Here is a 23,509-nt window from a genome sequence, read left to right on the forward strand (position 1 = left end):
ACATTTTTTAGAGATTGATAAAATCACCCTCGCAATAAGGCCATTCCCAAACTATTTCGCCTATATATCAGATAAATAGAGAACTTAAATGCCTTGTCATACCCAATCTATGCGCCTTTTTTTTAAAAAACAGACCATGAATAGAGAGAAAGAAAGTGGCAAGAGTCGCATTGCTGTCCTATCTAAAAGAAGGACTAATAATAAATAGGGACATAATAATGACAAAACCTCTGCTATTTTCCTTACCACTGTTGCTGATTTCGCCCACGCTTTTAGCAGATAACCACCAAACATCGGATGAAGAAGAAGCGAAACGAGCCCAAACCGTTGCCGATGTCATTGAACGACCGGGCGTACTCACACCCGCAGGGAAGTTTGGTGTTGAAGCCTCATTAAACTATTCTCAAAACTCATCCAATAAAGTCAGCATTATTGGCTACACCGTATTACCGACGCTGATTGTGGGGCGTATTGAGGTCAGTGATTCAGATAGAACGACAATTACTGCCGGCTTAACTGGGCGTTATGGTATTACCAATGACACGGAAGTTGAAATTCGATTGCCCTTTGTTTACCGCAGCGATCAAATTTCGGTGCGCCCGATTCAAGATGGCGCATCCGATGAAACCATTAACAGTAATTTAGACGGTGGGGGCCTGGGGGACATCGAATTTGCGGTGCGACATCAATTTAACTTTGACACCACCCCCTATTGGGTCGGTAGCTTGCGCGTAAAATCGGATACGGGTAAATCCCCTTACGACATTGAAGTGGATCCTGCGACCAACGTACTGAGAGATGCGCCAACCGGCTCAGGATTTTGGAGTATTGAGCCGGGCATTTCGATGATTTACCCAACTGATCCCGCCGTGTTATTCGCCAATGCATCCTACATCTATAACTTTAAAGGGGATGTCGATTTTGATGGTCAATCGGCAGAAATTGATTTGGGTGATACCATTTCACTGGGCGCAGGCTTAGGTTTCGCGATTAACCGCGATCTTTCCCTTTCGGTCGGCTTTAGCCACCAAACCATTCTAAAAAGTAAGATCAATGGCAGAACCGACGATGAAGCAAAACTGCTTCAATTGGACTCTCTGAGCTTTGGGGTCAATTATGCACTCAGCCCAACGACATCAATCAACATTAGCGCACAGGCCGGTTTAACCGAGGATACGCCCGATTTCCAATTGAACATTCGAGCTCCATTTACTTTTTAAGCAATATCACCATTAATGCCGTGTTCTTGTCTGCCGACAAGGTTCATCGTTGTAACACTTAAGCAAAACGCGGCATTTTTTCTATGGCAAAGAACAACTGGCATAAAACACAAACAAACGACATCAATAACCGGCACGAATAACCGACACAAATAAAAAAATGACACCAATAAAAAGTGCCAGCCTCTTAATAAGAGCTGGCACTCAAACGATCTAATCAAAAACTACTGAAAACTAAACTGTAACGCTTGTTGAAGCTTCGTATTGCGCTCAATCTGCTTGATGACACTGCCGACCTGAGCATCAATATTAATGACGGTATCAAAACCCAATACCGTATTATCTAGCGAGTTTTGAATAATACTGCTTATCACCGCTTGATGGTTGCTTACTTGATCTACCCCCGATTGAACGTTGGGCACTTGGCCAACATTAACCAAAGGTAAAATCTCCACCGGACTCTCAACAACTTGTTGAGGGGCAATGGGTGTCGAGTCGATGACAGGCGTATTCCCATTCGATGCGTTCACATCGGACGTATTCCCACTCGATGCGACGCCACTAGGTGCAGCTCGACTTGGAGCATTAGGCTCGCTCGTTGGGGTGATCTCGACGGGTGTGGTTGGTAATCCAACGGTATTGTCAGACCCAACTTGGACAACGGTTGTTGTCGTAGTAGGTACCTCCCTTTGTAACCTTGAAATTAAACGACCATTTTGAATCATTAAGTTAGCAATACGATTCGTGAATAACGTATCGCCATTCACCGATGTACGAATGCTTAAACCAATGTTGATCATAAAATCATCATTGAATTTAAATCCGCCTCGATAGCCTGAAAGTTCGCGTTCTGGCAAAGGTTCAAGCTGATTTAATTGGAAGGAAGCTGAATGAGCAGACCCAATAAAGGCCCCACTCAACAACCCGACCAGTAAACATGTTCTAAACATTGTTAATACTCCCCACGTTCGGGCAGTGTAATGCTAAAGACGCCTAATGAATCTCGACTGATCCCCGATTCAATCGGTGAAGGCGCGTACAATGTATAGTTGTCATCAGAAATATAGGAATTCTGAGCAAGATCGACATGGTTGCGAATGAGCAAAACAATCCCCGAATAATACTGAGAAAATTGTTCATACGTCATTTGCATCGTTCCACGAGAAGGATCACCAAGAATGACCGAATGATTATTCATTCCTTTAATTACAACGAAATGCATATAACCATCAAAGTTAACTAATGTAATTCCTGGCACGCCAAGTTGGCGCATTTTATCCAAGGGAACGTTAAACCCGTCCGATTGATACCCAAGAGAATCTAGGTACGTTTTCATATCAAGCAACGAAAAACCCTGTTTCTTGATCTTACTCTGATTGCCTTTTTCGTACATGATTTTGAAAATCGTGTTTTCATCTGCTGGATTATCGTAATGGTACGTGAGTAATGATGCCAAAGCCGCCGAGCCACAGCTAAAGTCATACTGTTGGCGGACAACATCCCCAAACTGCATTTCCTTATAGCTTTTGACCGGCACCGAGAAAACACCTCGGCTCGGCATATAATCTAACGCATGGGAGGATGCTGATATTGTCAGCATCCCCAAAGCTAATATTCGCCAAAAAACCATATCATTTCAGTGTCAGGTTAACGACCATTGAGTTTTGAATAAGTACATTATTGCCGGTATTTTGAATCACACTGGTAACGCCAGAGCTTGTGGCTAAAGCGCCAGCCGCAATCACGTTACCACCGTTTATCGTATTGTTTGCAATATTGCCACTACTCAAACCCACAATTTCCGAAGACGCTGTCACACTATCTAAGTCGATGGTGTACTGACCACCTCTTGAGCTATCCATCACATCATTGGATAGCTCATAGTCGTCAGCCAGCACGAGAACATCAGCATAAGCGTTGACAGCGAACAACATACTTATTGCGACTAGTGCTAAGCGCATGACATTCTCCAGAATTACTTAGTATGAACTGAAGCGTTAGTCACAACAGATTGTTGCACTAAAGAAGCAGCCCCTGCGTTTTGACCGATGGTTGTGATACCAGCAGCACTTGCAAAGCCATCAATGGAGTTCGAGTTACGAACATCTACACCTGCTCCAGCACACTTGTCACAGCCACCACGACGGTGCATTGAACCTGCTTCGCCATACTCAACTGAAACATTTGAAATGTGGCCATCAAGGTCAGATTTCGCCACCACCATATCCACTTCCATACTTAGAGAATGTTTGTTCAAAGTGTTGCTAGTACTCGTTGTGGTTGTGGTATTCGCACTATTTTTCCATGACTTGTTGTTGTCATCGCCACCACCTGATGTGGTGTTTGCACTGTTTTTCCATGACTTGTTGTTATCATCACCACCACCTGATGTGGTTGTGGTTTTGAAGCTATTACCATCATCACCATTACCGATAGTACGAGTATTACCATCGTTACCACCGCCGCTTGTTGTGACAATGCTGTTACCGTCGTTACCCGCGCCATTACCATTGTTGTCATTACCAGCACCAACATTAGATGTATTGTGGCTTAGGAAATCATTGTTATCTTGTGAGTCGCCGCCACTAGGGCCACCACCACCTGCGAATACTGCGCCACTCATTGCCACGGTTGCTGCCATTGCCATTGCTAGACCTGTTTTTTTAAGATTCATAACCTTTCACTCCGTTGTGTATCCATGTCTGAATTTTGATGTTTTGCTGTGAAGCAATCGAAGTATAGGAAGGGAGAGGAATACGCAATTCTCAAATTTGAGACAAGGCATATCCGTATAAACAAGACGTTGGATTTAGGCAAATAAGCGATAGAATGCAGTTCATATGAATCAGTGGTTTACATGACAAATACAATTAAAAACTGAGTAAAGTATGAAGATGTCACCTGCATTTGGCCGAATATTGAACTCATACTTTTAAGGTTCAATTCAACCTTTGCGGATATAAAAATAACTTAACTTAACGTTGCAGTACGTACCCACTTAATCAATCAATGAGTTACAACGATTTGAAGCGGAATAGTACTAGAAAGCATTTTCACCAACTAAACTTAGAGACTAATCATTAATGATAAAATAATAGATAGTTAGTTTGAAATGTCCGACTCATCCCCAAATCTTGAATATACTTATAGTCACCCTCGCGTGGCTATGTGGCAATCGCTGTGTGGCCAAGGTGGCGTAAAGGAAAGTGAGATTTGAACGAAGCAATTGAATAAAACGTCTGGAGCGAGTGGTTATGACGAAAAAGCATGTGGTGATACTGTCAGATAAAAACCTAAATGCCGGACTAATACAAAGGCAGTTGCAAGAAGAACTCGACATTATTGTATCAACATTACCTCCGCATCAGCTCGTTTCTGCTCTGGATGAGCAAACTATTGACCTCGTCTTAATCGATTTCTTTAACATCAATGAGTTAATACAAAATAACCAAATACCGAATTTTGATTTACTCGGCGTGGATGTTTTGGTGCACAACACCCCAAGCTGCGAATTAGATCATCCTTTTCTCTACTGGCATACGTTGAGAGGCATACTAATTAATACTTCCCCAATACATCATTTGCATCAAAGTGTGGGGTATATATTGAGTGGCGGGCTTTGGTTGCCAAGAAAATGCTTAGAAAAATTGGTACTTATCAAACGCGATCCCAGCTTAATGCGCTGTGATATGTACAACTCTCTAACGACACGCGAGCGGCAAGTTCTGGATCATATCGCGGCAGGACAATCGAACAAACAAATTGCCAAGCAACTCTATTTGTCAGAGAGCACCATCAAGTCACACATTTATCGGGTGTATAAAAAACTCGATATTCATAAACGTAAAGATGCAGTGCGAATGACAAAAGTGATCGGCAGCCCTCAAAGCGACTGATACGATAAAGAAGATAAAAAGAAGTGGAAAAAAAGCGCCATATTTGGCGCTTTTTTTTTAGAATTTCTTCGGAGCAAAGCCCGTCATAACGTCAACACGAAGCTGTTTACCCATTTTTGTCATTGGGTGAACAATCACTAGACCCTTCACTGACTTTTTCAGTTTACCAAGATCAGCCTGCTCTTCTTTCGTAATTTCACGGTAGAAAGGCATGTCTTGTAGCTCTTTACGTTCTTTGTTTAGATCGTAAGTTTGCTTACCTTTTAGTGATGCTGATTTCTTCGTTAATGCTTCTAAATCATCAGTAAATTTACTGATCATCGATTGATCACCGCGAGACTTAGCGGCATCAAGTTTATGGCGGCAAGTATCAATACGGTTATTTAGCTTTTGGATGTCTTGTTTGATAGTCATGGTGATCAACTCTTCATATTTTGAGGGCGCGGAGTATAGCATAGGTATCACTCCTTCCGTAGAACAAATAATAACAGTGCTTGGCGATAAATGAGATAAATTTATGTGCTAGTCTGTAAGTAATTCAGTTGAAGGCAAGAGTTAAACACATGAATCTCATAAAACAGACTCTATTCGCCGCGATATTGGCGGGCTATTCCAGCTCAGTCATATCCGCAATAGACACGATTGAATTCACCCTACTTCCCGCCGCAAATCCAACTGAAGTTCAAGCAAAGAAGGCCATCGAAAAAAGCGAAATAAACGGACTACTCGCTGATCTTGCTCAGCAGTATTTCCCTTTTGAGCATACATTAACGGTTCAGTATGGGGGTAACGATGGTCCACTGTATGATCCCGCAAGCCATATTATTCATATTCCCTACGATTTTTACACTCAGTCTCTGAATGCTTTTATCAACAATGACTATCAAGAAAAATTTGCGCGTTCTGCGCAACTCGGCGCTCTCGATACACTGCTGCATACGTTATTACACGAAGCTGGCCATGCTTATATCGAGGATCAAAATATTCCCATTTTGGGCAGAGAAGAAGATGCCGCGGATAATTTTGCCGCAGTGATCATGATCGATTACATAGAAGATGGGGCGAATGCCGCGATCAGTGCCGCTGACATGTTTGCTTTTGAATCACAATTACGACCCGATTATTACGATTGGGGAGAATATATCGGTGAACATAGTTTCGATATGCAACGCTATTTTGCCACTTTGTGTCTTGTTTATGGCAGTGATCCTAAACGATATGCTTCATTACTGGATGAACTAGAAAAGGAATATCTCAATGAAAGAAAAGCCTTTTGTTCTTTCCAATTCTCTTCCATGAGAGAGAATTGGCATCAGTATTTGATGCCATCTTCAGAAACAACGCATCGTACAAGGTAATCGCGCACACATAAATTCATTTGATTGTTTCGCATGGCGGCAAGAATGCAGCATTGACCGCTTGATAGGCACTTAAAATCTGCGCGACATCTTCGCGTTGACTTTGCTGCATGCGACGATAGTGATCGAGTGTCTTCGCTAAATATTTTTGACTTATCGCCGCCTGTTCTTCCGTCGAACCTAACCAGATTGTCTTGCCGACCGGGTGCACCCGTCGATTTACATCACTGACAGAAGAGACCAATAATAGTTCATAGAAACGTTGGTTATCTTCCACCAGCACTTCTTGCAACAAACTAAATTCAAGTTCGACCAATTTTTTTCGTAAGCTGTATTGGTGGTGCACTGGGCACAATAAAAAATCGATCGCAGCGTCAGGGAATCGCTCAACAATAGAATCCACAAACTGAGTGATAAGATCGCCCCCAACACCGGCAATAATCACTAAATGAGGTCCTTGATGTTGATGCAACGGCAACATTGCGACATCCATACAATGTGTATGCCATTGAGAGGACGAACTGGCGTAAAAGCGCTGCAAATTAGCTTCGACCTCACGCATCAAGTTCGGCACAATATCGACAAAATGAACATTGTCTGCAGCCTGACGTGAAAGCAATGTCATACCAAGAAAGCCATGATCACAACAACAATCCCAAATATGGCGATAACCACCACTCACCATTTGATCAAGGTGCTTTAATCTTTTACTCAGTTTCAAGGGCAATTCCACATTCAATACAAAACCCGCGTATTGTAATCATTTTCGATGCTTTGGCGACCGCAGCTCGTACTTTTGTCCCCTCTGGGGATATTTTTAGCAATGGCACCCAATAAAAAAGCAGCCCGAAGACTGCTTTCAAAGCGTTGATAAAAACTCAAGTGGGATCAGTTAGGGACGATTTATCACTCTTGTTGCACCAAGTTATAGTTTTCCGCCATATCACCTTCCACTTTGTTACCATCCATATCCAACATCATCAGCACATTCTCACCGACAAAGAATTGTTGAGAGTCATCCGCTTTAGATAAGGTGACACTGTCACCCTTACTGTTCCAAATAAACTCGCCCGTTGATTGATATTCGCCTTCCTTGCCTTTGCCAAGGTAGTTTTGCTCATAGGCATAAGTGCCGTCAAAATTGAGTGTTAATGACGTGGCAATGCCTGAACAATCAGCACATGGCAATGTGCCAATGTATACCCCTTCCCAATCAAGAGAATTGCGCGCACTGTGCTTTAATCGACCTTCCGCAGAACTGACGGCTTCTTCCGGTCTCATGATCGTGTTGCTCGCTTCAGACAACGTTGAACTGGCTTGTGATACCAACGATTGAACGCCATCGGTAATCTCAACGGTTAGATTATCCGTCACTTGCTCCGCAGGCGCTTGAGCGAGAGGTTGGTCTGGCGCTTCGTCTTGGCAACCGGTTAAAACAAAAACTGCACTGCTAAGAATCAATAGTGTTTTATTCATTTTCCTTCCTTATTCAACGAATCGGCTATTGTTCTCTAATATTAGAAGTGTTTGAGGCAATTACGTCAGAACAAACACAATTTATTGATCCGCAATGGTCAGAAACGATTGGATTGAATAAGGTTTTCTACCTCACCGGGTGCTCGAGCCTCCAGCACACTTATACACACGCGACATAGAAAATAAGAAAAATCCAACTTTTGCCTTTAAATTCAGCTTCTTATAGAATCTTTACACTGTAAAATGCCGATAACATCGTTTTAAGACTCACTTGTCATTTTTTGTAAAGGGGCGGCTCCCTTCATCAAGGCGTCAATAAAGAGAGACAGTGCTTTAGGTTGATAGCGACGTTGTTTATAGACCAAATAGGCTTGGCGAGCACTGCGATGATATTGTGGCAATATTTGCACTAGATTATCGCGGGCAGTGATGTAACGGATCGGTAGCGACGCAACACCGAGCCCTTTATCAACGGCCGCAATCACCGCCATAATGTCATTCACCACCAACTTCGGTTTAATTGTGATCACTTCCACCAGCGACGTACCTTCGTAAATAGGCAAATCAACCATGTGATCAACAGAAACCCAAGACTGTGCTGTTAACGCTGCTAAACCCTCGATCTTAGCCACTTTCGCAAGGTATTCAGGACTCGCATAAAAACCATGCTTGGCTTGGAATAGAGGCCGAGCAATCATGTCATCCAACTCACTAATATCAAAGGTCATTAATAAATCACGATCGGTTTGCGGTATGCGCTGCTCTTGACTCAACACCAGATCAAGCTCGACCTTAGGGTATTGTTGCAAAAACGCTTCCACGACGTCGCCCACAAAGTTGCGATAAAAGTTATGGGGCAACGCTAAACGGATCTTACCTTTGACATCATCGCAATCTTCACTGATCTGCGCACAGGCACTTTCGATGATTTCCAGACCACTTTTTAGTTGATTAAACACACGTAATCCGGTTTCCGTTGGCAACAGTTCCCGCCCCTGCTTTTCTAACAAACGCGTATTCAAACGCGACTCTAACCCCGTCAAACGACGTGACATGGTGGAGAGCGGTAAATTAAGTTGTTTGGCTGCAGCTTGCAAAGATCCCATCTCAACCACTTTGCTGAAGAGATAGAGATCATCAACGTTTCCAAATATGGAACTCATAGTTCTAAACCTGACTGTTTTTACCAAGTTTGAACGGTTATATACTCTTTAGCAAGAAACACGACGACAACTTATCGACCCCTTCACGCTCAAGGAATGAGAGACATAGAGAGATGACCTTTGACGAACAAATTTTACCAATATGTACTCTATTTTGTTTTGGGCACAACAGCGGCATTCTCGCTGTTTTTAATCGCTTCAGATAATATTGCCCCTTTCACAACTCAGGCTTCACTGCATCGCAGCGTTGCGACAATCGCACCCGAAGTCTCAGGCGTCATTGACTCCGTAGCGGTTAAAAATGGTCAATCGGTACACAGCGATGACATCTTGTTCACTCTTGATGATCAAAGCTACTTACTTAACGTTCAACAAGCACAAGCTGAATTGGCCCAAGCAAACGAAATGTTTCAAGCCAGTCAACAGCAACTGATTGCCGCCGAGCAAACCTTCTCCCAACGCAAAGAACAGTGGCTTAATAGCCAGGCGAAACAAAAGCGCACGGCAACCCTGTTTAAAAAGGGGCTCACAACCGCTCAGGCGCTGGATGACAGTAAAACCAATGTCAATGTTGCTTATAGCGCTCTTCAAGCCGCCAAGGCTGAAATACTGCGAATAAAAGCACAATTATCGGATTCCACCAGCAATGCCGCTATCGAGCTGGCCAAAGTAAAGCTCGCCAGTGCGGAGTTGGATGAACACCACACCCAAGTGCGCGCCTCTGCCGATGGCATTGTGACCAACTTACAGCTACAAACGGGCAGTTATATCGCGCAAGGAACCACTGCGCTGCTGGTGGTCAACGAAGCACAAGCTTGGCTCAGTGCCGACTTCAATGAAAAAGGCATGTCTCATCTGCAAGTTGGCAACATGGCGCACATTGCCTTTGATGCTCTACCCGGCCAAGTATTTATCGGTCATATCGAAAGCCAAGAACGAGCGGTGCGTGATAGTGACAATAGCCATGGCCAACTGTCTGATGTCGTCAATGACAGCCGTTGGATCCGTGAACAACAAAAAATCCGTGTCCGTATCGCCATTGATCACCTCGATCCTAAGTTAATTTCCGGCGCGAGAGCTTCAGTCAGCGTGAACAACGGTTCAACCGTGATCGACAGCATTAGCTCTTTATGGATCCACATGGTGTCGCTGTTTCGTTACGTCTATTAGCGAGAATATCCAATGCTTGATTTATTTCGTTTTGACAACATTTATCAACGCAACGAAGCGCTGCGTGTCACCCTTGCCATCACCGTTTGCATGGTGCTAGGTAAGGTGCTCGCTCTCGGCTCTCCGGTGTATTTAGCGCTCTACCCGACCATAATTATGACCAAGAGCAAAGACTACTCTTGGCAGGGGCTCGCTCGTACATTCGCGCCAACGTTGTGTGCCGCAGCGGCCGCACTTGCGGTGAGTGAAACTTTTCACTCTCATCCTTTCATCATTTGGACCTTGAGCTTATTCTTTTTTGATTGGATGCGCCGCCGAGCAACCAACCCCGCCAAAATGGGCGCGATGTTAATGCCAACCTTTAACTGGATATTGATCATCGTTTTTGATCAGCACACCAATGCCGATATGGCGATGCGTATTCATGAAATCTTCATCGCGATGGTGATCACCGCCGGTGTGTGCAAGTTGGCTGTGACGTGCTTTCCAACCCAAGATCCCCAACAAAAAATGCCAGCTCGAGTAGCGTTACCCGATATTGCGGTGACCGCGCAACAAAGAGCGCTTTCTCTGGCCTTAATCGGCACCGGTGTTGGCTTCCTCATGCTGGTGGATATGCTTTCAGCAACGTTTTGTATGGTACCGGTCATCGCCGCATCGCTACAAGCAGAGCGTCTTGGCTTTCAACGCGTCGTCGAGCGCCGCTTCATTACTCAAGTGGGTGGCTGCGCGATTGCCGCGATATTTAGTTTATTGTTGGTGGGTCATCAATCTGTGTTGGGGGCTTATGTGTTGGTTCTGGCCGGATTCGTATTGCTACTTGCCAGTTTAATGGTGAAAAGTGATGTCAGTGGCCGCGAGCTGCATGCCGATGCGCTATTAGCAACGATGTTGCCAATTCAACTCTATATGACCAGCCAAGATATCGGATTAGAACGCACGTTTTTACGTGGATGGGAGCTCGCAGTGACATTAGGCGTGCTTTACGTGCTGGTAAAAATCACCACCTCAAAGACGCCAGCAGAGATGCCACGTTAGTCGTGAGTTAACGATGAGAATACGAGGAACACCATTAACCGTAATAGTTAATAGTGAGATAAGTGGCAAATATTGCGGTTTGGGAAATAACAAAAAGGCTTCGCAATGCGAAGCCTTTTTCGTACCAATTCAACGTGAAGATTAAACTTCAGCGTTGTGGTAAACCTGCTGAACGTCATCACAGTCTTCTAGAAGGTCTAGGAACTTCTGGAATTTCTCTTGGTCATCTGCCGAGATTTCTGTGTACGTTTGAGGTACGAACGTGATTTCTTCAACGTCTAGCGTTAGCTCTGGGTATTCAGCCGCTAGCGCCGTTTTCACTTTGAAGAACTCAGTGTTAGGTGCGTAAACAGTGATCACGCCATCTTCTAGTTCGATATCAGCAACATCACAATCCGCCATCATTAGCGCTTCAAGTACTGCTTCTTCGTCTTCACCTTTAAACTGGAATACAGCTTGGTGATCGAACATGTGAGATACTGTACCTGCAACACCAATTTTAGCGCCTGTTTTCACAAAGCATTGGCGAACATCTTGGAATGTACGGTTACCGTTGTCAGTTAGACAGTCAACGATTACGCTCGCGCCACCAGGAGTGAAACCTTCGTAACGAGCTGGTTGGTAATCTTCACCGCCGCCGCCACTTGCTTTATCCAGTGCCTTCTCGATAACGTGCGCAGGAACTTGGTCCTTTTTCGCTTTCGTGATCAAGTGACGCAATGACAGGTTCATATCAGGATCTGAACCGCCATTTTTAGCGCTCATGTAAATTTCTTTACCGTACTTGGAATAAACTTTAATTTTTGCGCCTGCTGTTTTCGCCATAGAGGCTTTGCGCACTTCAAAACTTCTTCCCATTGGGATGTTCTCTCTAATTTTCAATTTAATGCGAGGGATTCTAGCAAAAAATGACGGCTTTTCAATTTAGCCTCATTTGCTTTGGGTCACGCAATGCCCATCATTCGTTTGTATTTCTCAACACTTTGCATAAACCAAGTGCGTTCTGCTTCATCAACCAGTTGGTTCGCCTGTTGCACTATCTCTTCGGGGCCAGATTTCGCCTCACGAAGCTTCCACACTAAAAATGAGGCTTGCTTATCTAGCTCAACCTTATTTTTTTCATCTGCGGGCAGCAGCGACAAATTCACCGACATAGTAAGATCTCGAACCAAAAAAATACAAAGCGGAAATATACCACACCAAAAGGAAATGTTGAGAAAAGAAAATGTGATGACGTCAAAAACAAGAGAGAGTGGCTTACTGTTTAGCCACTCCTCTGATTACAATACACAACTGATTGCTTAGTGTAGAATGCCGAGCTCTCTTGCTTCTTCAAATGTTAGACCGCTTTCACGAATCTCACGCAGCATTTCAATGCGGCGGCGAGCTTGAGCAGTTTTAACAACAGAATCGGGGTTTAATGATTTAACTTCTTCCGTGAAGTCCCACTTATTTGCAATACTCGTCATTTCATCATGGTCGATAGAATTAATGGACATAGGAGCCTCCGAAAAAAACCATGCTAGGGACGCCTTAATCTTTAGCAAACAGTAGGCTCACTTGTTAAGTAGATTCGTTCGAGAATGTGATATTGCTAATACTTCAAAAAAGAGTATTGATAATTGCCATTTTTTGCTTTGCGCCCAGTGAAATTGCGCAGTACAGTTAAAAGCTCACCCTGAGAATACGAGCCTTGTTCTAGATCATCCTTCGAACAAATAACCATCATATTCCGCTTCCAGTCTCCTTTCTTCCTCCTCTCTCTGCCCATCCTCATTTTACGAGCGCATTCACTTTTTTGTCGCAAACTTATCTGCTCACCAAATTAACGAGTACTGATCATTATCGACCGCCGTCAACGTCAAAGCTTTGACTTCGCTTAGGGCTTAGGGAGGATCAAAAATGATACTCGGCGAAGTGGGATCCCGATCTTCCATTTGGCCATTTCGTCGAAACTGAACCAAACTATTCTATGGAGGCCAATCAAATACGTGCGATCAATACCATTATCACTCAAGGTAGTGATCAAATCGGGCCAAATCATTTTGTAAAACAGTTGGTTGATACAGCATGATGACATTAGATTCGTGGGTAGACGAGATCAGCATTTGGTATAAAACCCGAAAGCATGATCAAGAAGAACACCTTCAACATTTGATCCTTAATGCCCCTAACACGGTTTGGGGACCTGAGATCACCGACATGCAAAGCAAAGCGATCGCTTGCTGGCTTGATGGCTGCTTGCGTATCTTTCATGCTTTTCGCTATCACGATCCCGCCCTGGCGTACCAATTCTTGCAGTTGGCACACGGTAAATTACAAGCAACGGTCAGCCAGCCTCTTGCTGATCTTGAACTCAAAGACTGGTCAATGAAGCGTTTACAGCACTTAACCGTACTGGCTTTAGAGTTTTGCAACCAGCAACGACAGCCGAGTTGGCTGGACGAATCACACCAAATCATTGAAACGCACGTAGAGTTTATGGCTGCTCACGCTTGGAATGAAGACCGAAAGCATGATCAAGGATCATTGCGATTTCATTGAGGTTTTGAGCCTATTTTGAGCCTATTTTGAGCCTATTTTGAGCCTATTTTGAGCCTATTTTGAGCCTATTTTGAGCCTATTTTGTGCCTATGATCATCGTTCCGTTTATTCCATCATGCTTCCGTCGTTTTAAAGGGCTGCACGTCAGTGGGGCCGACAGACTGCTGGCGTTTAAACCGCAAGCGGGCCTAAGGCCACAAAGCCAGAACAAAGCCATCGAAGACCTTAAACGAGATCACGCTTAAAGTTAGTCACTAAAGCCGAAGGATTGAGTAGTCGTTTATTGGTAGGGCTGATACTATCGAACCTAATAGTCGGGGGGCGATTGCATATATTGCAATCGCTGAGATCGAAATTCGAGACCCGTTGAACCTGATTCAGTTAACACTGACGTAGGGAACTATCAGTACTTTGCCACTGGCCGAGAACTAGCCCAAAGAGATAAGCTAGCCTCAACGGTTTCTATCCCACGATCTTTCCGTGGATCAGTCAAAGTCAGTTCCTATACGTTATGCAATAGGAGCGACCATGACAGCATCAATTCCATCCCATTTATCGTCATCACACATCCCAATAGTATTAACCATCGCCGGTTCAGATAGTGGCGGAGGCGCAGGTATCCAAGCTGACATCAAAGCGATCTCGGCCACCGGAAGCTTCGCCTGTTCGGTGATCACCGCAATCACCTCGCAAAACACCCAAGGTGTTAACGCAATTTTTCCCATTCCACTTGATCATGTAGAAAGCCAACTTGATGCGGTCTTTTCTGACCTCAATGTTGTGGCCGTCAAAGTCGGTATGTTGGCCGATGCCAGTATCATCCGTGTTGTCGCCAACAAACTGCGTCAATACACGCCAAAATACCTCGTAATTGACCCTGTCATGGTCGCCACCAGCGGTGATTTGCTGCTCGAGCAGTCAGCCATTAGCACTTTGAAGCAAGAGCTTATCCCACTGGCGAACATCATTACGCCAAACTTACCAGAAGGCGCGGCGCTGACGGGCCTACCGGTGCCGAAAACAGAAGCAGAAATGAACGCCATGATTTCGAGTCTTCAGGCACTCGACGCGCAAGCGGTATTGTTGAAAGGTGGCCATTTGCAAGACTCTGAAAACAGTAACGATCTACTGATCATGCCGGATTCTTGCGAGCTGATCACGGCCCCGCGTTTTCCGACCAACAACACCCATGGCACAGGGTGTACGCTTTCATCTGCCATTGCATCCTATCTGGCTCAAGGCCATTCAATGCAAAGCGCGGTGCATCTCGCCAAGGCCTATATCACTCAAGCGATTGCCCATGCCGATGAACTCAACGTTGGCCACGGACACGGCCCCGTACATCATTTTTTTGCAAATGCGCATGTGGGAAAAAATAACGATGAGTGCTAATGCGCTTGGCGTTCAACTCATTAATGCCCGTTTGCAATACAAAGACAGCGCAATCCCGACTCTCGCCCAAGTGAACATCACCATACCGGCCAAGAAATGGACCGTATTGCTTGGCCGCAGTGGCTGCGGTAAAACCACAATTCTGCGTTATCTCGCCGGTTTATTGGATGATAAAGTCCATTGGCATGGCGAGTTGCAGACCAGTGATAACCAAGTGCTTGATCAGCGAATTGCTTATATGGCGCAACAAGATCTGTTGTTGCCTTGGTTAAATGTACTCGACAACGTGTGCCTCAGCGCACGTTTTTCTGCCACACCAAACCGCAATAAGCATCAACGTTCCAATACGCAACACTGCGACAATACTCATCAACGGGCGTTGCAGCTGCTAGAGCACGTTGGGCTAAGAGATCAGGCCGAAACAAAACCAGACCAACTTTCAGGCGGTATGCGTCAACGGGTTGCGCTAGCGCGTACCTTGATGCAAGACAAGCCTCTCGTTTTGATGGATGAACCCTTCTCCGCCCTCGATGCCGTCACACGCCACAAATTACAGAATTTAGCGGCTTCCCTACTTGCAGACAAAACCGTGGTACTGATCACGCACGATCCCCAAGAAGCGGTTCGATTAGCGGATCAGCTTTATGTATTGCAAGGAGCGCCCGCTCAAGCTCATCAGCTTAATGTCCCTAAATCCTCACCGCCACGCACACTTGATGGTGAATGCGCTCAATTGCAACAAGCAATCTTAGATCAACTGGAGAAAGATTATGGCTGAGGTAAGCCGATGCAATGCAGCCAAGCAATCCGTGGTAAGCAACAAACGCGAAACGCCTCCTGCTCTGCGTATCGCTATTAGTGTCAGCGTCATTTTGGGTCTTTGGCAGTTGGTCGTGGTGGTATTCAACATGCCAAGCTTCATCTTGCCCGCCCCAATAGAGGTGCTGAGTAAGCTATTCTCGCGCTATGACGTATTACTCAAACACTCTTGGGTCACCGCACAAGAAATTTTGCTTGGCTTGCTACTTGGCCTTTCTATGGGGTTACTGTTTGCGTTGCAAATGCTGCTTTTTGAGCCACTCAAACGTTGGTTGTTACCGATACTCATTGCCAGCCAAGCCATCCCTGTATTCGCCATCGCTCCGGTCTTGATGCTGTGGCTCGGCTACGGTATCGCCTCAAAGGTGGTCATGGCCGCAATCATCATTTTCTTCCCCGTCACCACTTGTTGCTATGACGGTCTACGCAATACCCCAACGGGGTATCTCGATCTTGCGAAAACAATGGGCGCCTCAAAATGGCAACAGCTGCGTCATATACAACTGCCCGCGGCATTACCAACGTTGGCATCCGGTATTCGTGTTGCCGTCGTGATTGCACCCATTGGTGCCGTTGTCGGCGAATGGGTTGGCTCTAGTGCTGGCTTGGGCTATCTCATGCTGCAAGCCAATGCACGCATGATCATCGACGAGATGTTCGCAGCGCTCTTTATTCTTGCCCTACTCTCGATCGCGCTCTATTTCACCACCGATAAATTACTCAAAAAAGTCATCCCTTGGGAAAACAAATAGGAATATCGAAAAGGAATAAATCGATGATAAAAAAGAAATTATTTTGTACCACAGCGCTGCTTGCTTCGCTGCTTTCAACTCATGCTCTCGCCCAAGAAAAAGAGCTAACGCTCATGTTAGATTGGTTCGTTAACCCGAATCATGGACCGATTATCATCGCGAAAGAGCGTGGCTACTTCAAACAGCATGGATTACAAATCAATATTCAAGAACCGGCCGATCCAAGTACCCCACCCAAGCTGGTGGCGGCGGGTAAGATCGATCTTGCGATCTCTTATCAACCGAGCCTAACGATTGATGTCGCGGCAGGTCTACCATTGATCCGATCCGCCACGTTGATCGCCACCCCTCTCAACACTCTGATGGTATTGGACAACGGCAAGAACGATCGCCTAGGTGAACTAAAAGGCAAGAAGATTGGAATTGCCATTGCGGGTAATGAAGAAGCGACCATCGGCACCATGTTAGCGCAAGAAGGCGTCAAGCTTTCCGAGGTCGAAATCATCAATATTGGCTGGGCACTTTCTTCCTCTTTAGCCTCCGGAAAAGTGGACGCTATTTGGGGCGGCTTACGTAATTTTGAAACCAATCAACTCGAGCTTGAGGGCTTTCAAGCCAAAGCGTTTTATCCCGAAGAGCACGGTGTACCCACGTATGATGAATTGGTGTTTGTCGCCAATGCCAACACCTACGACAAAGAGGCAATCAAGGCCTTCAACCAAGCGCTTGCAAAGGCAACCACCTACATTGTGAACCACCCAAAAGAGTCATGGAAAGAATTTGTTGCTTACGCACCGGACACGCTAAACAACGAGCTCAACCAGCGAGCTTGGAATGACACATTGACGCGTTTTGCGCTGCGTCCGTCGGCGGTCGACTTAAAACGTTACGACGATTACGCCAAATTCATGTACTCACAAAACATCATTCAAACACTGCCTAAAGCGAAAGATTACGTACCGAGCTTTAATTGAACACGGGAAAAATAATGAAGTATCAAGATTTAATCGCCGCAAGCCAGCAAGATTGGCAACAATACACCGAACATGAATTTGTGCAGCAACTGGCAAAAGGAACCTTAGCTCACGAGTGCTTTCTTCACTATCTAAAACAGGATTTTCTGTTTTTAAAACAATACGCTCGCGCCTACGCACTCGCCATATACAAGGCCCGTACCTTAGAGGATATGCGCCGTGCACTACCGAGTGTTCATGCTCTGCTCGACTCTGAGATAGCTCATCACGTGAGCTACTGTGCGCAATGGGGATTAACGGAATTCGACCTCGAAAATGAAGCGGAAGACGCCGGCACGGTTGCGTACACACGCTACGTTCTTGATGCCGGGATGAGTGGCGATATCGTCGATCTTTATGCCGCGCTCGCGCCATGCTCAATCGGTTACGCCGCCATCGGCAAAAGATTGCTGGAAGATCATCAAACGGTATTAGAAGGCAACCCGTACGCCAGTTGGCTCATGCTTTATGGGAGTGAAGAATTCCAATCCGGCGTCGCAAAGGGGACAGAGCACTTCAATCAACTCTTGGCAGACATCGATATCGAGAGCAAACGTGGACAAAATTTGATTCAAGTATTTAAAACGGCGACACGTATGGAAGTGGCGTTTTGGCAGCAAGGCTTCAGTGCACAACCAAACCAATAAGGACAACAAAGATGGTAACAGAACTTGTCATTCAAGCGCTTAGTAGGTTGCGCCAACAAAAACCCTTAGTGCTTAACATCACCAATTATGTGGTAATGAATAATACCGCCAACGCACTGCTGGCGATTGGCGCCTCGCCAATTATGGCGCATTCAAAGCAAGAAATGGCCGAGATGCTCTCCTTCTCAGGCGCACTCGTGATCAATATTGGCACCCTCGACAGTGTGTGGATATCACGAATGTTGTTTGCGGTTGAACAAGCCAACATTCATGAAAAGATCGTGGTGCTGGATCCGGTCGGGTGTGGGGCCAGTACGCTGCGTACCGAAACCGCTCGTCAGATCGCACAGCGAGCGGACAAATTGATCATCCGCGGTAACGCTTCAGAGATCATTGCGCTGGCGGGCGAACAAGCGCAAAGCAAAGGTGTCGATGCACTTGACCGCAGTGATGCCGCTTTAGGAGCAGCGAATTTCCTCGTCAAAGAGTATAAGGCCAATGTCGTTATCTCGGGGGAAACGGATTACGTTGTCAGCAAAAATAGCACCGTCATGCTCAATAACGGCCATGCCATGATGCCTTACGTAACCGGCATGGGGTGCACTCTCACCGCGCTCACAGGCGCATTTGCTGCCATTGGAGAAGAGACAGGAATTGCCGCCGCCGCAGTGCTGGGGGTTGCGGGGGAGATCGCAGCCGAACACGCTCGTGGGCCGGGCAGTTTGCAAATCAACCTATTGGATGCGCTTTACCAATTGGATGCGACGACATTATCGCAACGTTTGAAATCCGAGTTTCAATCCGAAATCAAAGACGTCGCCTCCCTATAATAAACTCTTTCCGTCCCTTATTTAGCCAACAAAGAGGCGAGGAGGGACGGAGTAAAACGGAACGAAGATGAACCCTTATCGCTTATATTTGGTCACCGATGATCAGCAAGATTTGACCACGCTCAAACAGGTCGTCAAACAAGCTGTGGCGGGTGGCGTTACGATGGTGCAAGTGCGTGAAAAGCATGGTGATATCCGTGCTTTTATTGAACGCGCACAAGCGGTTAAAGCACTCTTAAAAGGGACAGGGGTACCGTTGATCATCAACGACCGTATCGATGTTGCCCTGGCTGTTGACGCCGATGGGGTACACCTAGGCCAATCTGATATGCCCGTCACACTGGCACGACAACTGATTGGCGATCATAAGATCTTAGGGCTATCGATTGAGGATGAAAACCAACTGATTGAGGCCAATTCATTACCCATTGATTACCTTGGATTGAGTGCGATTTTTCCGACCGCGTCCAAGACAAACACCAAAAAACATTGGGGAATCGAGGGGTTAAAAATGGCACTTCACCATACCGCGCTTCCCATCGTGGCTATTGGCGGCATTAATGAAAATAACATTCCCGCGCTGTGTAAAACGGGCGTGCAAGGGTTAGCGATAGTATCGGCTATTTGCCACGCCCAAGATCCTAAAGCCGCTTCAGCTTACTTGTTGAGCTTAATGCAACACGCGAGTGAGATTGGGGAAGAAACAGACTAAGCCCGGTTTCCATTGCAAGTAAACAAGCAAAAAAAAAGCGAGTTCGAAAGAACTCGCCAAAACATTCACAATGAATCTAACAAATATGAGCCTATCTACTGGGAGCAGGGAGTTCCCAGGTTTTACTAGAAAGAACAAAAGGTTGTCTATTCGCCTTTATCATAGCGTTGCTCATGACGGTTATGTCAGTGCTTTGTCAGTTGAATGTGGTGATATTGTCTATATTTTCAACAATGCCATTTAGCCACCGTTTAAGCGATGAACCTCGATCAAATCGCCACTTCATCCAAGGCACGGAACACACTTTCATCCAAGTGGCCATCCATCACTTGTTTACACACTTTACGGCGCACGGCTAAGCCCGCAATAAGACGTTCAATCGACAAATGCTTGTTCTCACTTTGACTGTTATACAGTTCAATCATCTTACTCAACGTCTCGTAAGGGATCTTGTCATCACCAACGCGAAGCCAGTCAAGCTTGTCTATGAGCTCCAGACACTCTTCTTTGATTGAGTTGTGTGAATGCCCTGTCATAGCAGCTAAAGCGATTATAGAGCGTTCTAGGGCCTCTCCTGAGGTATATTTGGATAAGGTTATGGTAATTTCATCCGCATTGATCTCAACAAGGTGCTTACGCTGTTTCACGCGGCGGCCTAAATGCCCTTTCGGTGAACGCTCTTTTCGCTGAATCGGTTCAAATTCGCCATCAATAATTTGCGACATCTCATCCAATTGCTTGCGCGTCACCATTTCATTACGAAGTGGGTTAGGCAACGTAGGAGCCATGTTGCGTTTACCCGCATTCGTGGTACGAGCACGTGAGTAACGCAGCACTTCTTCGACATCACACTTAATATCCACTTCGTAATCTTTGATCTTACCTTTTTCGATCAACGTTGTGATCGTTAGGTGATAACCCCACAGGTTGACGACAAAAAGATCATCGGCCCCTTTGCCTTCCGACAAACGGCGTAATTCGCGGATCAGATCCATCGAAAAACGACGCCATTCGATATTGCGAGCCAGTTTTTGATTGAGCTCACTCAGCAACATAACGTCAGTATGTCGACGTGACATGCGTGTACGGAAGTAACTGTAAAGTTGAAATACCAGTGTGTGCTGTTTCAGGATTTCTGGTGGGAACAAGAAGAAATAATCCCGCGTAAGCAGCTCTTCATAGAATGATGGTTCCCAAACCAGGATATACAGGTTTGGTTTTATGCGTATTTCACCGTCAGCGCCTTCTGTAGGGGCTTCTTCTGATGCCGTAATGGTACGGGCTATAAATCGGAAACGATCGCTCTTAAAGCCTTCTGGCATGTTCTCACTGAGCCAACGACCTGTCAGTTCGTGTAATTGAAAATCGGTAAATTCAATACGATCGATACTGTCACGAATAGAATCGCGAGCAGGGCCACTGTCTTTTTTGCCACGTAACGACAAAATATCCGTAATGTACAGTGGGGTTTTATTCGGAACGTGCTTTGCATCAAGTTGATACTGATGCTGGTGATGATCATGGTATTGCACGGTAAGCGTAAACAACGCAAATAGCGTCATGAGATCATCGACCGTCATGATGTTTTTTGACGATCGTGTTTCGATCACCGCGCGTGTTCCAGAGATCGACACCATCGATTTCTGATAATTCTTGCGGGTGCGAGGGGGCGCGAGCGCTTGATCAATAATACCCGCCCAATTGGTTGGCGAAACAATAAATTGATCCGCTTCGTCTTTCATTGCGGGCGGCGTGTTCAGGCCATACTCGTTCAGTAAACGTTTGTTAACTTGAGTTTGAGCCAACGCTTTAGACCGTTTTTTCTTTTCCGTTTGTTTGACACTTTCAGTCACAAGGCTGGTTGCCCCTAGCGCTGAAATGAGTTTATTCGGGTTAACAAATTTATGCAGCATTGTCTTGCCTGCTAACCCTTCCTCAAAACGAACGGGGATTTGGCTGAATAACCCCACGGTAACAGCAGCACGAAGTCTTTGCTGAATTGCCGCACGGGTAATTTGTCCATCTGTCGCATCGATTAACTCTGTGGTGGACACCAGGCCATCTTTACTGGAAAAACCGCGTAAAGAGATCAAGTTCAGCAACTCAACGATACTTTTCGTTACGCCTTTGAAATGTTGGTATTGTTCGATCCAGTCAACGGCAATTTCCGACACTTCAAATAAATGTCCGTCCTTGTGACTACGAGGGGCTTTGATCAATATTTTTTGTTCTGAACTCATTTTTGGATCCGCATCACAGAAGCCGTAATATCGCTATAGTTCCGTGAGGATAAAGAAAAAGAGATCATAAATAAAGAAAAATTGATTGTTCTTTTAAACTGATCTTTATGATTAAACTGATCTTAAATGATTATATGATCTATTGATCTGAAGGGAAATTTGCTCGCAAGTTACTGTAAATAAACAAGATAAAAAAAACGATCCTGAAAACATGATCATGTATTAGTCGAAACGATGATCATAAACAAGCAGAAAGCATGATCAAATCTGTACGAAACAATGATCAACCGACATCTGAATCAATGATCAATGCCATGACCGAAGCATGATCATGTTCATTGCACACCTTATCCACAAGCAAGATCAACGGAATTGGTTCAAGTTGAACGGCATTATATCAAAAGCACACACTTTTCCGAAACGATGATCAAGGTAAGTTGATCACTTTGTTCATTTACACGACTTTTATTGGTTCAATTCAATCGAACACACAGATAGAAAAACGTTATCCACATCCTAGCTGTACCGTCTTACTTCCTGAAAGCATGATCAAGAACCAGCGCTTTTTCGCTATATTTCCAAGTAAGTTATCCGAATAGACGTCTACATGGCATGAATTGGGCGCAAAGCTAGTGTTCATCTGCATTCTACCGTAATTTGAACGAACATTTACATGCTTCCGGTAACGGTAATGCCTTGATCATTGATCCAAAGTAGGATCTATTTATAGGGCGATCTTTTCTTTGCCCGATTTTGCGATGAATCCCTTGATCATGTTTCCTTAGTCCGCTTTTTTCTCCGAAACGATGATCACCATGACTTCCTTGATCATGCTTTCGGCTGTGGGACTTATATTTGTGCTATTTCATCGGTTTCTTGCCTCTGTGTGATCTGTTTTCTATTAATCGCCGCTTTTCGTTATTTATTCGCTAAGTTGAATTTACATAGGCCGTAATTTGTGGCAAGAAAGTAATCGTTCCGAGAGAAATGAATGAAATACCTAAAAAGTCACTTTTTTACATTGTAAATTAGTGACGCTGTAACAGTTTAAATCTGTGGAGTTTATCAAGGCAATGGCAAGAGATGGCAAGAATAAAAAAGGCGAATAATGGCGTCATTTTTTCGATTGTCATTAAAACGAACTATTTTTCTCATTTTAATGTGATGTTAATCGATAAGTGAACGTTCACCTTTTTATTGTCTGTTGGTGGAAGTGCTGTACAATGGTGGCAGTTACTA

Annotated in this window: 24 protein-coding genes, 1 pseudogene and 1 riboswitch; of the genes and pseudogenes, 13 read left to right on the plus strand and 12 right to left on the minus strand. The window is 45.1% G+C overall.

The window, feature by feature from the left end:
* Window positions 1–218: 218 nt before the first annotated feature.
* Window positions 219–1,220 (plus strand): transporter, encoded by a 1,002-nt coding sequence (locus OJ16_RS16525; protein ID WP_040992337.1) that lies wholly within the window; start codon window positions 219–221, stop codon window positions 1,218–1,220.
* Window positions 1,221–1,444: 224 nt separating this feature from the next.
* Here OJ16_RS16525 and OJ16_RS16530 read toward each other — a convergent pair whose 3' ends face one another.
* The 4 genes from OJ16_RS16530 to OJ16_RS16545 are packed head-to-tail and all read right to left on the minus strand — an operon-like array spanning window position 1,445 to window position 3,894.
* Window positions 1,445–2,170 carry a hypothetical protein gene (locus OJ16_RS16530; RefSeq protein ID WP_040992338.1) on the minus strand — a complete coding sequence of 242 codons (726 nt, stop codon included), beginning with the start codon at window positions 2,168–2,170 and terminating at the stop codon, window positions 1,445–1,447.
* A 2-nt stretch (window positions 2,171–2,172) separates the two neighbouring features.
* Window positions 2,173–2,850, minus strand: a complete 678-nt coding sequence (locus OJ16_RS16535) for a C39 family peptidase (RefSeq protein ID WP_408063506.1) — start codon at window positions 2,848–2,850, stop codon at window positions 2,173–2,175.
* A 1-nt stretch (window position 2,851) separates the two neighbouring features.
* Window positions 2,852–3,181, minus strand: a complete 330-nt coding sequence (locus tag OJ16_RS16540) for a hypothetical protein (RefSeq protein ID WP_040992339.1) — start codon at window positions 3,179–3,181, stop codon at window positions 2,852–2,854.
* Between the two features lie 14 nt (window positions 3,182–3,195).
* Window positions 3,196–3,894 carry a hypothetical protein gene (locus OJ16_RS16545; RefSeq protein ID WP_040992340.1) on the minus strand — a complete coding sequence of 233 codons (699 nt, stop codon included), beginning with the start codon at window positions 3,892–3,894 and terminating at the stop codon, window positions 3,196–3,198.
* Window positions 3,895–4,474: 580 nt separating this feature from the next.
* Here OJ16_RS16545 and OJ16_RS16550 point away from each other — a divergent pair.
* Window positions 4,475–5,116: a helix-turn-helix transcriptional regulator gene (locus OJ16_RS16550; protein ID WP_040992341.1), complete on the plus strand. Its 642-nt coding sequence runs from the start codon at window positions 4,475–4,477 to the stop codon at window positions 5,114–5,116.
* 57 nt (window positions 5,117–5,173) lie between these two features.
* Here the strand turns inward: OJ16_RS16550 and OJ16_RS16555 are convergent, their stop codons facing one another.
* Entirely contained in the window at window positions 5,174–5,530 is a 357-nt protein-coding gene (locus OJ16_RS16555; RefSeq protein WP_040992746.1) for a YibL family ribosome-associated protein, read from the minus strand.
* A 149-nt stretch (window positions 5,531–5,679) separates the two neighbouring features.
* Between OJ16_RS16555 and OJ16_RS16560 the strand changes: the two genes are divergently transcribed.
* Window positions 5,680–6,474 carry a DUF4344 domain-containing metallopeptidase gene (locus OJ16_RS16560; RefSeq protein WP_052810383.1) on the plus strand — a complete coding sequence of 265 codons (795 nt, stop codon included), beginning with the start codon at window positions 5,680–5,682 and terminating at the stop codon, window positions 6,472–6,474.
* Window positions 6,475–6,490: 16 nt separating this feature from the next.
* Here OJ16_RS16560 and OJ16_RS16565 read toward each other — a convergent pair whose 3' ends face one another.
* The 3 genes from OJ16_RS16565 to OJ16_RS16575 form a co-directional block, all read right to left on the minus strand.
* Window positions 6,491–7,195 carry a tRNA (adenine(22)-N(1))-methyltransferase gene (locus OJ16_RS16565; RefSeq protein WP_052810392.1) on the minus strand — a complete coding sequence of 235 codons (705 nt, stop codon included), beginning with the start codon at window positions 7,193–7,195 and terminating at the stop codon, window positions 6,491–6,493.
* A gap of 185 nt (window positions 7,196–7,380) precedes the next feature.
* Window positions 7,381–7,950, minus strand: a complete 570-nt coding sequence (locus OJ16_RS16570) for a copper resistance protein NlpE (protein WP_040992343.1) — start codon at window positions 7,948–7,950, stop codon at window positions 7,381–7,383.
* Window positions 7,951–8,210: 260 nt separating this feature from the next.
* Window positions 8,211–9,113: a LysR family transcriptional regulator gene (locus tag OJ16_RS16575; RefSeq protein ID WP_040992344.1), complete on the minus strand. Its 903-nt coding sequence runs from the start codon at window positions 9,111–9,113 to the stop codon at window positions 8,211–8,213.
* Between the two features lie 120 nt (window positions 9,114–9,233).
* Between OJ16_RS16575 and OJ16_RS16580 the strand changes: the two genes are divergently transcribed.
* Both OJ16_RS16580 and OJ16_RS16585 read left to right on the plus strand, forming a co-directional pair.
* Window positions 9,234–10,283, plus strand: a complete 1,050-nt coding sequence (locus tag OJ16_RS16580) for an HlyD family secretion protein (protein WP_040992345.1) — start codon at window positions 9,234–9,236, stop codon at window positions 10,281–10,283.
* Between the two features lie 12 nt (window positions 10,284–10,295).
* Entirely contained in the window at window positions 10,296–11,321 is a 1,026-nt protein-coding gene (locus OJ16_RS16585) for a DUF2955 domain-containing protein (protein WP_040992346.1), read from the plus strand.
* A gap of 141 nt (window positions 11,322–11,462) precedes the next feature.
* Here OJ16_RS16585 and OJ16_RS16590 read toward each other — a convergent pair whose 3' ends face one another.
* The 3 genes from OJ16_RS16590 to OJ16_RS16600 all read right to left on the minus strand — a co-directional run bounded on the left by OJ16_RS16590 (window position 11,463) and on the right by OJ16_RS16600 (window position 12,820).
* Complete coding sequence (locus OJ16_RS16590) at window positions 11,463–12,179, minus strand: YebC/PmpR family DNA-binding transcriptional regulator (RefSeq protein WP_006711102.1); 717 nt, start codon at window positions 12,177–12,179, stop codon at window positions 11,463–11,465.
* 86 nt (window positions 12,180–12,265) lie between these two features.
* Entirely contained in the window at window positions 12,266–12,475 is a 210-nt protein-coding gene (locus OJ16_RS16595; protein ID WP_006711103.1) for a DUF3283 family protein, read from the minus strand.
* Window positions 12,476–12,622: 147 nt separating this feature from the next.
* Window positions 12,623–12,820 carry a hypothetical protein gene (locus OJ16_RS16600; RefSeq protein WP_040992347.1) on the minus strand — a complete coding sequence of 66 codons (198 nt, stop codon included), beginning with the start codon at window positions 12,818–12,820 and terminating at the stop codon, window positions 12,623–12,625.
* A gap of 571 nt (window positions 12,821–13,391) precedes the next feature.
* Between OJ16_RS16600 and OJ16_RS16610 the strand changes: the two genes are divergently transcribed.
* The 8 genes and pseudogenes from OJ16_RS16610 to thiE all read left to right on the plus strand — a co-directional run bounded on the left by OJ16_RS16610 (window position 13,392) and on the right by thiE (window position 20,030).
* A complete protein-coding gene (locus tag OJ16_RS16610; RefSeq protein WP_040992349.1) occupies window positions 13,392–13,865 on the plus strand; it encodes a hypothetical protein in 474 nt (157 codons plus the stop codon).
* A gap of 305 nt (window positions 13,866–14,170) precedes the next feature.
* Window positions 14,171–14,281, plus strand: a riboswitch (TPP riboswitch).
* A gap of 112 nt (window positions 14,282–14,393) precedes the next feature.
* Entirely contained in the window at window positions 14,394–15,257 is an 864-nt protein-coding gene (gene thiD, locus OJ16_RS16615; protein WP_040992350.1) for a bifunctional hydroxymethylpyrimidine kinase/phosphomethylpyrimidine kinase, read from the plus strand.
* Entirely contained in the window at window positions 15,247–16,035 is a 789-nt protein-coding gene (locus tag OJ16_RS16620; RefSeq protein ID WP_040992351.1) for an ABC transporter ATP-binding protein, read from the plus strand. The genes thiD and OJ16_RS16620 overlap by 11 nt, the downstream gene beginning before the upstream one ends.
* 67 nt (window positions 16,036–16,102) lie before the next feature.
* Window positions 16,103–16,828 (plus strand): annotated as a pseudogene (locus tag OJ16_RS16625) (ABC transporter permease); the annotation flags it as partial.
* Between the two features lie 23 nt (window positions 16,829–16,851).
* Complete coding sequence (locus OJ16_RS16630; RefSeq protein WP_040992353.1) at window positions 16,852–17,802, plus strand: ABC transporter substrate-binding protein; 951 nt, start codon at window positions 16,852–16,854, stop codon at window positions 17,800–17,802.
* A gap of 14 nt (window positions 17,803–17,816) precedes the next feature.
* On the plus strand, window positions 17,817–18,488 hold the full coding sequence (gene tenA / locus OJ16_RS16635) for a thiaminase II (RefSeq protein WP_040992354.1): 672 nt from the start codon (window positions 17,817–17,819) through the stop codon (window positions 18,486–18,488).
* An 11-nt stretch (window positions 18,489–18,499) separates the two neighbouring features.
* Entirely contained in the window at window positions 18,500–19,318 is an 819-nt protein-coding gene (thiM, locus tag OJ16_RS16640) for a hydroxyethylthiazole kinase (RefSeq protein WP_040992355.1), read from the plus strand.
* 67 nt (window positions 19,319–19,385) lie between these two features.
* The gene (thiE, locus tag OJ16_RS16645) at window positions 19,386–20,030 is read left to right on the plus strand and encodes a thiamine phosphate synthase (RefSeq protein ID WP_040992356.1); all 645 of its coding nucleotides are present in this window, start codon (window positions 19,386–19,388) and stop codon (window positions 20,028–20,030) included.
* Window positions 20,031–20,299: 269 nt separating this feature from the next.
* Here thiE and OJ16_RS16650 read toward each other — a convergent pair whose 3' ends face one another.
* Window positions 20,300–22,270 carry a replication initiator protein RctB domain-containing protein gene (locus OJ16_RS16650; protein WP_040992357.1) on the minus strand — a complete coding sequence of 657 codons (1,971 nt, stop codon included), beginning with the start codon at window positions 22,268–22,270 and terminating at the stop codon, window positions 20,300–20,302.
* Window positions 22,271–23,509 lie beyond the last annotated feature (1,239 nt).

Origin of the sequence: Vibrio renipiscarius (assembly GCF_000827885.1) — a bacterium.
Lineage (GTDB): Bacteria > Pseudomonadota > Gammaproteobacteria > Enterobacterales > Vibrionaceae > Vibrio > Vibrio renipiscarius.